This window comes from Pseudoalteromonas sp. S3260 (assembly GCF_005886925.1).
GTDB lineage: Bacteria > Pseudomonadota > Gammaproteobacteria > Enterobacterales > Alteromonadaceae > Pseudoalteromonas > Pseudoalteromonas tetraodonis.
This window is the reverse complement of the sequence record NZ_PNCV01000041.1, coordinates 1-13165: the sequence shown is the minus strand read 5'-3', so window position 1 is coordinate 13165 and position 13165 is coordinate 1. Positions and strand designations below refer to the sequence as shown.

Here is a 13165-nt window from a genome sequence, read left to right as displayed (position 1 = left end):
ATGAATAAATTAACAGTACTTTCTTTAGCAGTAATGGTCGCATTAACTGGGTGTTCGAGTGATGACGACAAAAACAGTAATAATATTTTAGCGGTAGATAACCAAATCGCAGTAGGCTCAGCACAATGTGTTAATGGCGGCGTAGAAACGCAAAGCGGTGTTGATACCAATACTAATGGGCAATTAGAGAGCAGCGAAGTAACGCACACTAACTTAGTATGTAACGACCCAGCTACCTCATTAACGAGTGAACAGCTCGCTTCATTAAGTAACAATGCTTGGTTTAGCGACGCACAAACTAAACTTGCTAGTGCGCAAGATGCAGCAAGTAAGGTAGTAACAGAGTCAGGTAAAGCGAAAAACGTGATCTTGTTTGTTGGTGATGGTATGGGTATTTCTACTATAACGGCAGCGCGTATTTTAGCGGGGCAATTACAGGGTGAAATGGGTGAAGATCACCAATTAAGCTTTGAAACTATGCCGTATTCTGGGTTTGTAAAAACTTATAACGTAGATGCACAAACACCTGATTCTGCCGGTACGATGACAGCAATGGCCTCTGGTGTAAAAACCGATGTGGGTGTAATTGGTATTGATGAAGCGGTTGAGCGTGGTAATTGTGCATCAGGCAAAGGGCATGAGCTTGTTACTTCGTTAGAGCTTGCTGAAATTGCCGGTAAATCTACCGGTATTGTTTCTACGGCACGTATTACCCATGCAACGCCTGCGGCAACTTATGCTAAGTCGGCTGATCGTAACTGGGAAGATATTTCAGATATGCCAGCTTCAGAGTCAGCCAATTGTGAAGATATTGCTTCACAGCTGGTTAATTTTGAAAAGAACTTAGAAGCCCGTTTTAGTGGTGTTGATGTAGACGGAATCGAAGTGGTTATGGGTGGCGGGCGTCGTCATTTTTTACCTAAAGATGCAGCCTTTAATTCTGCAGATGCGGTGAGTGCTGTTGAAGGCGACCGTACTGATGCGCGTAATTTAGTGACAGAATGGCAAACAACTTACCCGACTGGTACTTACGTTATGGATCAAACTGGGTTTGATGCCATTAGCGATGATGCCACAAAGGTATTTGGTTTATTTAACGAATCGCACATGCAATACGAAGCTGATCGCGATAACGATATCGCTGGTGAGCCTTCGCTATCGCAAATGACCGAAAAAGCTATTAATGTTTTAGATAACAATGATAAAGGCTTTTTCTTAACAGTTGAGTCGGGCCGTATTGATCACGCCCACCATGCGGGTAACGCTTACAATGCATTAAACGACACTATTGAGTTAGCGAATGCAGTAAAAGTGGCGATGGAAAATACTAACCCAGAAGAAACACTAATCGTGGTCACGGCCGATCACAGCCATGTGTTTACTATTGCGGGTTACCCTAAGCGTGGCAACCCAATATTGGGTAAAGTGGTTGGTGTAGGCCAAACAGAGCCAAGTTTAGCTGCCGATGATATGCCTTATACTACGGTTGGTTACACTAATGGTGGTGGCTTTAGAGACTTAGGCAATGAAACCGATGCAGATGAAGGATATAACTTTGCACCCGTTACAGGGCGCGTTGATTTAAGCAATGTTGATACTACAACGCCGGGCTTTCACCAAGAAGCACTTGTGCCACTATCATCAGAAACCCATGCGGGTGAAGATGTGGGTGTGTATGCAACCGGACCTGGTGCCCACTTAGTGACTGGAACTAATGAGCAAAGCTTTTTATTCCATGTAATGGACTTTGCCGCAGATTTTGTAAAAGCGGCGGATGAAAAAGTAGCGCAATAAATTAACTAGCAAAACAAACAGCCCGCACACTGTGCGGGCTTTTTTGTGTCATACAAATGCCATTATTAAGCGTTATTTTAGAGTCATAAAGTAATGTTTAACTAAGAGATTACCCCAATGAAAAAGCTATTATTTATATTCTCAGCACTGGCCAGCTCGAGTGCGCTCGCCCAGCAGTGCGACATTGATGCTGCGCAACTAAAAGCCGACTATAAAATTACCAATCAGCACAAATCGCAGCACAGTACCCAGTCACTTACTCTTTGGCGAAACAATCAGCAGGTGGCGCATCAAAGTGAAACACTAACCGAGCTTTGGCAGCAGCTAAGTAATAACCAGCTTCGTCCTATTCGTTACTTTAATGCCGAACAACGCGGTATTGAGTACCAACCATCGGAGGTACGTGGAGTGCAAAATTGGAGTGCTAAAAGTCAGCTGGTGGATAACCATTTAATTGCAAAAATGACCCTAGTCAGTTCACAAGGTGAGGGTTGTAATGAGGTAAAAAATTACGTGCTTAATGAGGGCGATAACCAATTTAAGCTGGCTTTTCTCCCGCAAGCAAAATTAGTTAAAACTTTTAGTGTGACCAATAAAAAAAGTGATACTCAAACCTTGCTTAGCTTAAATGATGTAAACAGTGATACACCTGCAATTAAGGCTCAGTTTGCAAAATGGGATAACTTTCAAACCACCGATTACGCGGATATTGGCGATAACGAAAGCGATCCATTTTTAGCTAAAATGATTAATCTTGGTTTTATAGAGCACGGCGCTACCGGTTTTTATAATCAGCAAGGCGAGGCTATTCAAGGTGGGCATCATCATTAGCGTTTTTTGGCTTAATCGTGCTCTCGGTTAAGCCATTTTCATAATCGTTGGCGTCACAGGTATTTAAGTTTTGCCGTGCTTGTTTATCTTGTTGTAATACTTGCTTTAAATCCTCCATACGCTGACGCACAGCCACACCATAACTGGCATCATCACCCCATAGTTCGGCAAGTTGCAGTACCGCTGCACGGTCGTGATCTCTAAATAATTTACCCGCACGTTCAGCATCTTCTTTGCTATTACCAAGCAATTGCAACGATTCTATGGCTAAGTTTATGGCTGAGTCGACGGTTTCGCGGTTAAATGCATCTACTTTTAAATTAAGTAATTGGTATGCATGGCGGCGATCTATGGCACGCGCTACTATTTTTAATTGTGGATAGTTTTTATGCGCCAGCTTAATAATCTCAATGGTTTTATCAGGGTTATCAATTGCAACAACCAGCATTTGTGCTGTGTGCGCGCCTGCTGCTTCAAGCAGTTCTTGGCGTGCTGCATCACCATAAAATACGGTATTACCAAAGCGGCGCAGCAGTTCTATTTGGCTTGGGCTGTGATCAAGTACGGTAATTTCGTAGCCTTGCGCATGTAATAAACGTCCCATTATTTGCCCAAAACGGCCATATCCGGCAATGATCACATGTTTTGCTGTGCTTATTTGTTCTGGTTTATCAAACTCGGGCTTAGTGCTACTACTTCGTTTTTGTAGTTGTTCATAAAACATCAGGAGTAAAGGGGCTATTAGCATAGATACCGCAACCACTAAGGTCACTAGGCTGGTTTGCTCTGGAGTTAAAATACTTAATGTGGTGGTCACGCTTAAAAGTACAAACGCAAATTCTCCACCTTGTGCGAGTGCTAGAGTAAACAAGAGTTTTTGCTTTGAGCTGATATTAAATGTGACAGCAAGGGCAAATAAAATGCAGGCTTTAATGACAATTAATAACACCACTAATGCAATCACGGTACTGAATTGGTTAAATAGCAATTCAAAATTAATTGATGCGCCAACCGTGATAAAAAATAATCCCAGTAATAAGCCTTTAAAGGGCTCTATATCGGCTTCGAGTTCGTGTCTAAATTCACTTTCGGCCAATACAACACCGGCTAAAAAAGTACCGAGTGCGGGTGATAAGCCAATACTTTGCATCACTAGCGAAATAGCCACTACTAAAAACAATGCAAAAATTGTGAATATTTCACGCATGTGGGTTTGCGCGATGTATCTAAACAGTGGTGCCGATACATATTTACCGCCAGCAATAATAGCGGCAATAACCGCAACAGAAACCCCTACTTGTTGCCAAATAGGCCAGCTAGCAATGATGGAGTCGTTAACGTCTTTTGAGTTACCTTGTGGTGCAAAAGCGAGTAAGGGGAGTAGCGCTAAAATAGGTATAATCGCAATATCTTGAAATAGTAAAACCGAAAATGCATTTTGCCCAGCTTCTTGCTTTAACCAGCCTTTTTCTTCAAGGCTTTGCAGCACAATAGCCGTTGAAGATAGCGCGAGCATTAAGCCTATAGCCAGTGCGGTTTGCCAATGCATAGCAAAAAACCAATAACAAAAAGCAAAAATAACCGCCGCAGTTAGCACCACCTGTAAGCCACCAAGCCCTAAAATAGAGTGCCGAAGCTTCCATAGTCGTGAGGGTTGTAGTTCAAGTCCGACTAAAAATAGCATCATCACTACGCCAAATTCGGCAAAATGCATTACATCGGTTTGATCCCCTACGACTCCCAATGCATAGGGACCAATTAGTATGCCAGCAATTAAATAACCCAGTACTGATCCTAAGCCAAGTCGTTTGGCAATAGGAACAGCCACAATGGCGGCGGCTAAATAAATTAAAGCAATTTCTAACACGCGTTTATCCTAATAATTTCAAGACATTTAGCATGGCTTAGGTGTTAGTAAAATACAATAACTGATGTAGTGAACAGCCATTTATTTCGCTTTATTAGTGTATTAGCGGTCTAATTTTACAGTGCCCGAAATATTATCAATACTAACATCACCCGAGCCTGCTTCTGTAATAGTTAGCGCTTTAGCGTAATTAACGCGAATATCGCCAGAGCCATCTTCAATTGTCACGCTTGAGCCAATATGTTCAATCAACATATCTCCTGAGTTATCGTCTACGGTGACTGCGCCTTTAATATGTTTAATAGTTATGCCGCCCGAGCCATCTTCAATAGCGACATTACCACTGACATTATCAATATCAATGCTGCCTGAGCCGTCATTTAATGCTAAGTCGCCGACCACATTTTTTACGTAAATACTGCCCGAGCCATCGTCAATATTTAGGTTTTTAGCACCATTGATAGATAAGCTGCCAGAACCATCTTTTACATCAATATTGCTTTGCATCTCGTTAATAACAATATCGCCTGAGCCGTCGTTAATATCTAAATTTAGGGTGCTAGGTACGGTAACAACTAAATTGATACTTGGTGATTGTCCGCTGTAAAAGCTAATCCCATTATTACTTTTATTTTGTGCAACAAGTTTTGCTTGTGTACCGCTTTTCTCAAGGGTGAGTTCGTATTCATCGTCAATGTCGGCGGTGTAAATGATGGCATCAACGCTAATATTGGTTGCAGTATTAGAGCCCTGAATATCGAGCGAACCGGCACCACTTAATATCGCTAGGTACTCAAGGTTATTGCTTGGTAGTGAAAGCTGCTGGGTTTGTTTAACTGATGCGACACTGGGCGATATGTGAAATACACAACCGCTGAGTAATAAAATGCCGCTAATTAGTGAAACGGGCTTAGTGAAGTTGAATAGAGTTGATGCGCTCATGTTTAGTCCTTTGATATTGATTATTTTAGTTAATATACAAAGTATAGAGCAAAATTGAGGCCGAAATGTAAGTTGTTGTTTTATATGAAATGGCAGCAGTAGTTAAAAAGTTAAAATGCCAAAATATGGTTAAAAATACTAAATATTAATAAAAAGGATGCACACTGCATCCTTTTGTAATTACTCTATTGTTAATGGGCGTTTTACTTAAAAATTGTAAGTAATGTTACCGTATAAAAAGCGCCCATCTAAACTGTAGGGTGTGTAAGGCGTGTACGGAAATATTTGGCCAAAGTTAGAGTAGCCAATATTATCTACCGTTGCTTGAGGGTACTGATCGAACAAGTTATTTGCACCCACTGCAAATTTCCACGCTTCGTTAGGACGATAAGCGACTTCTAAATCGGCAATCCATTTAGCATCTAAATATTCATCACCCTCGCTGGTGGTTGAAATATCTGCCACTTCCCCATAGCGAGTTGCACGCAAGGTTGTTTGCCATTGGTTAAAGCTCCAAACAGCCGATAGGTTTAGTTTGTTATCGGGTGTGCCTTGCTCAAAACGGCCTACTTCACGACGGGCAAATACCACGTAGTCATCGCCTAAAGAATTTAGCTCGCTCGGGTTTGCATCTACATGAGTCACTTCGGTATCGTTAATGTTTGCCGCCGCATTTAAGCGCACATCACCCAATGTATTTAAATCAAGTGTGTACGTTGCCACAATATCAACACCTTGCGTGCGCGAATTGATAGCGTTGGTAAAGTAACGAACACTTTCGGTATTTAGTTCGCCAGCATTCGCTAGAATTTGCTGCACAGCGTTACCGCTTAAGTTTTCAGAGAGTACAATCCGGTCATCAATATCAATGCGGTACGCATCAACTGTTAAGCTAAAGCCACCTTGAGTGTAAACAAATCCAGCGGTAACATTAACCGAGTCTTCTGCATCGAGCTGTTTTGCACCTAACGCTTGAGCTGCAGGAGCAGAGCTTGGGAATAGACCAACTTCAAAAGGCTGGTTATTTTCGAGAATAGTCGATATTTGACGGTACGAGCTTTGTGCAAGTGACGGCGCACGAAAGCCAGTACTTGCCGCACCACGTAACGATAGGTTGTCGTTAATACTGTAACGCGTGGCTAATTTTGAAGTAAATGTGTTACCAAAATCGCTGTAATCTTCATAGCGACTGGCTAAAACAACATTCCATTTATCAGTAAAGTAAGTATCAAATTCAGCAAATACAGCAACATTATGACGACTTTCATTGGTTGCGCTTTGCGGCCCAAACCCAGGAAGCACTTGCGCACCGCCAGCAGCAATTGGGTTGCCGTTGTTATCAAGCGCAGTAATATAAGAGGCTTCTTCGCCTTGCTCTATTTTATAGCTTTCACGGCGATACTCAGCACCAATAGTGAAAAACACATCATCGGGTAGACCAAAATCAACGCTGGTATTGGCATCAAAATTAACTAAAAATTGATCGTAAACCATGGCGCCGTTATCAAACTCAGTTTGGCTGTTAGTACCTAACGAAGTATTGAGGCTATTTACAACCCCTAAACCAAAGTCATTTCGGCCGTAGTTGGTACTTACATCCCAAGTCCAGTCGCCACTATCGCCTTGTAAACCAAGTGCCAGCGAGTAATCTTTTACGTCGGTAGCAATTTGTGGCAAAAAGCCATTAGGGTATAGCTCTAAAACATTGCGGCTGTCTTTTGCACGACGGTAAAATCCGCCCGAGTTACCTTCACGCTCTGAATAGCTACCAAACGAATAAACATTAAAGCCATTCTCTAAATCGTATCCCATATTGTAAAACAAAGCGTAGTCTTCCAACGCTGCTTTACCAAAACGGTGATTGTAGCGATCAATTGTAAATTCGCGTGGGTCTAGGCTGCCATCATCTAGACGGTTGTATTGTTCGCGTGGATCAAAACCGGAGCGTTGAGTTGAGTCGTTATCACGGTATTCAATTGATACATTTACAAAACCATTGTCTGTTAATGAAAAACCTGAGTTTGTGCTAATTGTGCGGGTATTACCGTCGTTAACGTGACGATCGTCGCCTAAATTAAATGCAAGGTTGCCGTTATCATCCGCATAAGTGCTATTTAGTTGCGGTACACCTGCCATTTGGCTGTCGTATTGGCCATAAGTTACACTAACACTGCCGCCTTCGGTGGCATCTTTTAAAACAATATTGATTACTCCCGCAATGGCGTCAGAGCCATATTGTGCTGCAGCCCCATCGCGCAGTACCTCAACACGCTTAATTGCAGAGGTGGGGATCATGTTTAAATCAACCGCAGTAGAGCCGCGACCAACCGTACCGCCTAAGTTTAATAACGCACCAGAGTGGCGACGTTTACCATTAATAAGCACTAGAGTGTGATCAGGTGCAAGGCCTCTTAATACCGCTGGGCGAGCATGATCGGTACCATCAGACAGTGTGGCACTTGGGTAGTTAAAGCTCGGGACTTGGTTAGCGAGCACTTGGCTGATTTCAAGTTGACCTGTGCTTGCCATATCGTCGCTGCTAATAATATCCACAGGCACGGTACTTTGCGCAATACTTCGTAAGCTGCGGCGCGTGCCTGTTACTGAAATTACTTCGATATTCTCTTCCACTTGGTTAGTTTGCTCAGCCGCATTCGCAACTGAAAAAGAGGCGCTAAGTGCGGTGGTAATAGCCAAGCTAAGTGCTAATTTTTTATTAGCTGATAAATGCTGAAAAGTCATTAAGCGTGCCTTGAAGATTTTGAAAAGTGCGCATCATATAGAAGCGGCTAGTGCACCGCAAAGATCTAAATTGACTAAGTTATTCAACTATTTTCATAAAAATAAGTGATCGGAATAATAGATTGAAATAGGAACAGACAAGGAGGCTAAAATATAGGATTATGCTTATTTAGGCAGCGAAAATGATTAACTTAGTTTAAAGCTTTGCTAAAGGGTTTAAATTATAAAGAAGCTACAGGCCAAACGATTAATGTGGCCTGTAGGGAATTAAAAAGTTATTCAGGTGCTACTTCAAGGGTGGTAAATAATACATAGCGGCTGGCGTCTACACCTTTTTCGTTTACTGTCACTTTTTGAGAGGTTTCGATTAGGTATAGGCCTGGCTCTTTCCACGTTGTGCTAAACATGCCGTTTTTGTCGGTCGTTACTTTTATTTCGCCACGTTCGTTACGGTAGCGTGTATCGCCTTTTAAAATGCTTACTTCAATGCCTTCGCCAACCGGCTTTCCATCGCTTATTAGCTGAAAGCGCGCTTGCTCGCCAACAAATAAATCGTTTGGATGCGTTGGGCCGCTAAGCTCTAAGCCTTGACCTAATTGTGCTGGTTTAGAGGTACCATTATGACTAACAAAGGTATCAACAGTAGAGATGGTTTTAATTGTAGTGATGTCGCTGGCGTCTTTAGGTAGATTGGCATCTGCTTTTTTGGCGAATACACGGCTTCGCTCACCTGCTGTATTTTTGTAGAATGTCATGTACATAGGTTTTTGCGTCATCGCAATATGATAGGTGCCTTGTTGCTGAAGTTTTACTGCAGCAGAGCTTTTGCGTTGTAGGTAATAGGCACGAATGGTATCGGTAACTTGCTCGCCATTTGGGGCAAGTGCCATAAGCAGAGTATCGTCGTATTCAGCGCCTTTTGTGCTTGGACGAAATGCTTTATCAGGTGCAAAAATTTCGTTAGAAATACTCGCATCAATCATTACATAATGGGCTTTATCCCCTGATAGCGAGGTATGCGAAGGTAGTAACCAGCGGCCATGTGCACTTGCAGCTGTTGATACCAGCGCTGATAAACTCAGTGCGCCAATGAGTGCTGTTTTTAATAAATTAACGTTCATTATTTTTCCTTTAAATTTGAATGATAAGTAGGGACTACAGAGCGGTTACAGTGACAAAGCTGGTTGAAAATTCGTTTTTGCCATCAATGGTTATTTTTCCTGATTGGGTTAAATCAAGCTCAATACGGCTGTAATCACGCCCGCCTTCTTCACGAACAACTTCAACATTTAACAGGTATTTTCCTGCGATAACTGATTTGCCATTAAGATCGTTTCCGTCCCAATTAATGGTATAAGTGCCTGCGCGTTTGGTTGCGCTACTAACCCCATCGAAGTTTGCATCACTTTTACCTGCTTTACGCCACCATTGGCGTAGGTCTTTAAACCATTCCGCTTTTTGTACCCAAAGCGCTAAAGTTGTGACATGTTTTCGCTCTGGTGTTTCGAGCCAAACTGCAACATAAGGGCGATGATAGGGCTGCACATCTAACTCAGGTAGAGTTAATTCGATTTCTAATTGGGGCGTTTGCGCTGCCACCGAAGTGTGAAAACACACGGCAATTAACAACAATACGGTGCTAATTAAAGATTTAAACTTGAACATTAAAATACTCCTTTAATTTGTGGAACCCAGCATAAATAAATAACCAATGGTGTTGCGATTCCTAATACGGTTATCCATATTCCTGCTAAGCGTTTTTTTCTATTTTGAAATAAAATAATCATGCCGGTGACAGCAAATAAGATCATCAGCACCGCTGATATATCAATAACCCAGCTCCATACTTCTCCTGAATGACGGCCTTTGTGCAAATCACTGATAACACTTAAAAAACCACCGGTTTGATAATCGAGCAACAATTCGCCACTGATAAAATCAAACTCTGCATAGGCATAGCCTGCTGGTAATGGGTAGTCGAGCATAACCAGTGAATCTTGCTTTTCCCATTCAATGCTTTTCACTTTATTAAGCCCATAGTGTTTGGCTAAGTAAGCTTCTATTTGTGGATAAATAGCAGGCAGGCTATTTAATTGTGTATTTGCTTGAGTAAGCAGATCTTGGGGGATTTGGACCGTAATTTGGCCATTGTTTTTATCGTTTTTTAACCAGTCAACATGGTTTAGCACTATACCGCTTACACAAAATAGAATAAGTAAAAAAAACAAAGCGGTGGAAATATAGATATGTAGAGTACGACTTGTACTATATAAAGTGCGTTTATTAACAAAGGGCATAAAAGGAGCTGGGTTATTTAATTTATACGGATGATAATGATTTGCATTAGCTGTTACAAGTTTATTTACCAAACTTTACACTTTATTTTTTAGGAGGAGCTGAGGGCTTAGAAATTAAGTAAGCCATAACCAGCACTTCAACAACAGCCACTAGGGCAATAATCCAAGCTGGAGGGCTGTTGTATAATAAAAATATAAAGCCTATTAGCATACCTATACCCGCAGCATACTTTGCCTTTACAGGAACCGCTTGATGGGCGCGCCAATGTTGTAATGTTTTGCCAAAGCGAGGGTGGTTTAATAGCCAAGACTCAAGCGCCGCGGATGAGCGAGCAAAACAGGCTAAGGCTAAAATTAAAAACGGCGTGGTTGGCATAACCGGTAGGGCAACACCAATAATGCCCAGTAATACACACAGTAGCCCCAGCAATTTAAAGCCGAAATTTTTATAATAAATAAAAACGTTTTTTATGCTCACTTTAGCTCTTTTTTAATTAATTAAACGGTAAAAGGGTAAGCTAATTAAAAGGTAAAATGAAGAGAAAATGGCTTAGTTGCATGTTATTAACTAAGCCATTTAGGGTTAGCAAAGGAAAAGAATTTCCTGATTGCACTACCTATTAAAAGTAATAGCCTCAATTAATATTAAAACGGCGCTCGGTATCGCCATCACCAATAATGGTACCGCCAATAAAGGGTTGATTGCGGGCTTGTACGAAATCAACATAACTAAAGAATCCGCCCAGCAGTAATGCTCATACAGGTTACATTCATCCAAGTATTGGCGCTATTATCTGACTTGTTGTAGATGATCCCATAGTCGTTATAAAACTGCAGGTTGGTAACTGGGCCCCATTCTTGTGCGTAGTCATAGGCAATATTAAAGTTGGTCATTGTGGCTTGGCTCGATACACTGTCATAATAGTCAAAAGCACCGACTGCAAAGCGGTTATTACCATCGTCTAAGTCGTAGTCATATTCACCGTGTTGCAATTGAATATTCCAGTTATTAATGTTGCTGTTTAAGTGAACAGCCCAAGCACTGTAATTACCAGCGCGGTCTTCACCGTCGTGAAGTCCGCCACTGAGTAACGATACCCCGATGTCAGTGGTGATATTTTTACTATGCTCAAGCTGATAAGTAGCGCGACCAGCAAAGGTGTTGTATTCACCAAGCTGCTTTGCTGGTTCAGCATAGATGCCTTCATCTGCAGGACGACTACCAACAATATCATAAGAGTAACGATGATTTTTGTCTGATGCTGAGCCATCAACTCCACCCAGTTCATCATTTTTGAAAAAGCCTAAATCAAGTGTCCAGTTGTCTTTAAGTTTACGCTTAGCAACCACACCTAAATCAAAATCATCTTCTAGGCCCACATAGTAGTTAGTGCTAAAAAAGTAGCTGTGAGAATTATAAGGGCCGTTACCAAACGGCACGGCTGTTATGCCTGCCTGAGCTTCCCAGCCATCAATAAATTCGTACCCTAAGTAAGCGTACTTTACGACAGTCATATAATCGTAAAAGCGTATTTCACCATTGACTGAAATATCATTAATTTCGCCAGAGACATTTAACCGGAAAATATCAAAATCAAAGTCACCACCGTGATCTTCATTGTCTTCATCGTAAGAGTTTATACCGTAGTTAGCGTGAATAGCACCTCCTACCTTTATTCCAGATGATTGCTTTTCTTGCTGTGCAGTGTCTGTAAAAGTAGCTTGCAACTGTTTACTAACTTGTTCTACTTGCTGAGACTTTTTTTCAGCGAGTTTGCTTTCAAGTTTATCTATTTGTTGCTTTAACTGCGTTAATTGGCTTTGGAGAGGTTGAAGGTTTGATGCATAAGAATTGCTAGCAACACCACTTAAAATTAATGCGAGTGTTAGTTTTGAGAGTTTAGTCAGAATAGCCGTTTTGATTGTGATTAAAAAATAAAGGCGCAACGATGCGCCTCTTAGTGTGGAAAAGGAGAAAATGGCAGACTAATTTAGTTTATTGTTTTTATACTGCGTTTTATTCTTTAGAAGTTTGAAACAGTGCGCCTACTTCTAAAAGAGGAGAGGCATCTAGCTTATCTGCATCCATCATTGCGGCAATACGTTGCATTGATGAAAGCAGTAAACTCTGTTCCCATTCAGCAAGCGCTGAAAATTTTTCGATAAAATGCTCTTGTAATGGCTGTGGTGCTTTTTCGAGTAGTTCTTTACCTTGTTCGGTAAGGTATAAGCTGACTCGGCGCTTATCCATTTGACTGCGAACACGTGTTACTAAGTTTTTACTCTCGATTCGGTCAAGAATATTAGTAACCGTTGCTGGGCTTAAGTTAACGTTTTGCGCAATACGGCTGGCGGTAATACCATCAGTTTGAGATACTTCCTGCATGATAAGCAGTTGTGGCCCTGTTAAACCCGCTGTTTTATTAAGTTGCTTTGAATGTAAGTCAATCGCACGGATCACCTTGCGTAAAGAAACTAGTAACTCGTCATATTTTTGCATTTGTTTGTCTCATGAAAGGCGAATCAGTTGCCGTAATCACGAAATGTTACACATCAAATAAATTGAATTCAAATGATATATATCATTTAACGCCGCTATTAGGGTCTGTTGACCTTTGTGGATTAAAATTTGTTCAAGCTAGGGGCGGTTTAATCGCGGCGCGAGGTTTGTAACCTAGTGGGCTAAGTCAAA

General features: G+C 41.5%; 10 protein-coding genes and 1 pseudogene. 2 read left to right on the top strand and 9 right to left on the bottom strand.

Annotation, left to right across the window (positions count from 1 at the left end; genetic code table 11):
* Positions 1-1794, top strand: a complete 1794-nt coding sequence (locus tag CWC14_RS08075) for an alkaline phosphatase (RefSeq protein WP_076922353.1) — start codon at positions 1-3, stop codon at positions 1792-1794.
* A gap of 117 nt (positions 1795-1911) precedes the next feature.
* On the top strand, positions 1912-2625 hold the full coding sequence (locus CWC14_RS08070) for a hypothetical protein (RefSeq protein WP_138562253.1): 714 nt from the start codon (positions 1912-1914) through the stop codon (positions 2623-2625).
* On the opposite strand, the gene CWC14_RS08065 is transcribed toward CWC14_RS08070, so the two are convergent.
* The 9 genes and pseudogenes from CWC14_RS08065 to CWC14_RS08025 all read right to left on the bottom strand — a co-directional run bounded on the left by CWC14_RS08065 (position 2600) and on the right by CWC14_RS08025 (position 12973).
* On the bottom strand, positions 2600-4492 hold the full coding sequence (locus CWC14_RS08065; RefSeq protein WP_138562251.1) for a monovalent cation:proton antiporter-2 (CPA2) family protein: 1893 nt from the start codon (positions 4490-4492) through the stop codon (positions 2600-2602). The genes CWC14_RS08070 and CWC14_RS08065 overlap by 26 nt on opposite strands.
* Before the next feature lie 102 nt (positions 4493-4594).
* Positions 4595-5434, bottom strand: a complete 840-nt coding sequence (locus tag CWC14_RS08060; protein ID WP_138562249.1) for a DUF4097 family beta strand repeat-containing protein — start codon at positions 5432-5434, stop codon at positions 4595-4597.
* Positions 5435-5641: 207 nt separating this feature from the next.
* Entirely contained in the window at positions 5642-8176 is a 2535-nt protein-coding gene (locus CWC14_RS08055; RefSeq protein ID WP_138562247.1) for a TonB-dependent receptor plug domain-containing protein, read from the bottom strand.
* A 275-nt stretch (positions 8177-8451) separates the two neighbouring features.
* Positions 8452-9297: a DUF4198 domain-containing protein gene (locus CWC14_RS08050; RefSeq protein ID WP_090495128.1), complete on the bottom strand. Its 846-nt coding sequence runs from the start codon at positions 9295-9297 to the stop codon at positions 8452-8454.
* Between the two features lie 34 nt (positions 9298-9331).
* Positions 9332-9841: a DUF2271 domain-containing protein gene (locus CWC14_RS08045; RefSeq protein ID WP_138562245.1), complete on the bottom strand. Its 510-nt coding sequence runs from the start codon at positions 9839-9841 to the stop codon at positions 9332-9334.
* The gene (locus tag CWC14_RS08040; protein ID WP_138562275.1) at positions 9841-10473 is read right to left on the bottom strand and encodes a PepSY-associated TM helix domain-containing protein; all 633 of its coding nucleotides are present in this window, start codon (positions 10471-10473) and stop codon (positions 9841-9843) included. The genes CWC14_RS08045 and CWC14_RS08040 overlap by 1 nt, the downstream gene beginning before the upstream one ends.
* Before the next feature lie 82 nt (positions 10474-10555).
* Positions 10556-10951 (bottom strand): YbaN family protein, encoded by a 396-nt coding sequence (locus tag CWC14_RS08035; protein ID WP_138562243.1) that lies wholly within the window; start codon positions 10949-10951, stop codon positions 10556-10558.
* Between the two features lie 157 nt (positions 10952-11108).
* Positions 11109-12381, bottom strand: a pseudogene (locus tag CWC14_RS08030) (porin).
* A gap of 109 nt (positions 12382-12490) precedes the next feature.
* Positions 12491-12973: a MarR family winged helix-turn-helix transcriptional regulator gene (locus tag CWC14_RS08025; RefSeq protein WP_016899014.1), complete on the bottom strand. Its 483-nt coding sequence runs from the start codon at positions 12971-12973 to the stop codon at positions 12491-12493.
* Between the last annotated feature and the right edge of the window lie 192 nt (positions 12974-13165).

What these genes read in the sequence shown, in the direction of transcription:
- CWC14_RS08075 (WP_076922353.1), top strand. Translation starts at nt 1, where the DNA reads ATGAATAAATTAACAGTACTTTCTTTAGCAGTAATGGTCGCATTAACT.
- CWC14_RS08070 (WP_138562253.1), top strand. Translation starts at nt 1,912, where the DNA reads ATGAAAAAGCTATTATTTATATTCTCAGCACTGGCCAGCTCGAGTGCG.
- CWC14_RS08060 (WP_138562249.1), bottom strand. Translation starts at nt 5,434, where the DNA reads ATGAGCGCATCAACTCTATTCAACTTCACTAAGCCCGTTTCACTAATT.
- CWC14_RS08055 (WP_138562247.1), bottom strand. Translation starts at nt 8,176, where the DNA reads ATGACTTTTCAGCATTTATCAGCTAATAAAAAATTAGCACTTAGCTTG.
- CWC14_RS08050 (WP_090495128.1), bottom strand. Translation starts at nt 9,297, where the DNA reads ATGAACGTTAATTTATTAAAAACAGCACTCATTGGCGCACTGAGTTTA.
- CWC14_RS08045 (WP_138562245.1), bottom strand. Translation starts at nt 9,841, where the DNA reads ATGTTCAAGTTTAAATCTTTAATTAGCACCGTATTGTTGTTAATTGCC.
- CWC14_RS08040 (WP_138562275.1), bottom strand. Translation starts at nt 10,473, where the DNA reads ATGCCCTTTGTTAATAAACGCACTTTATATAGTACAAGTCGTACTCTA.
- CWC14_RS08025 (WP_016899014.1), bottom strand. Translation starts at nt 12,973, where the DNA reads ATGCAAAAATATGACGAGTTACTAGTTTCTTTACGCAAGGTGATCCGT.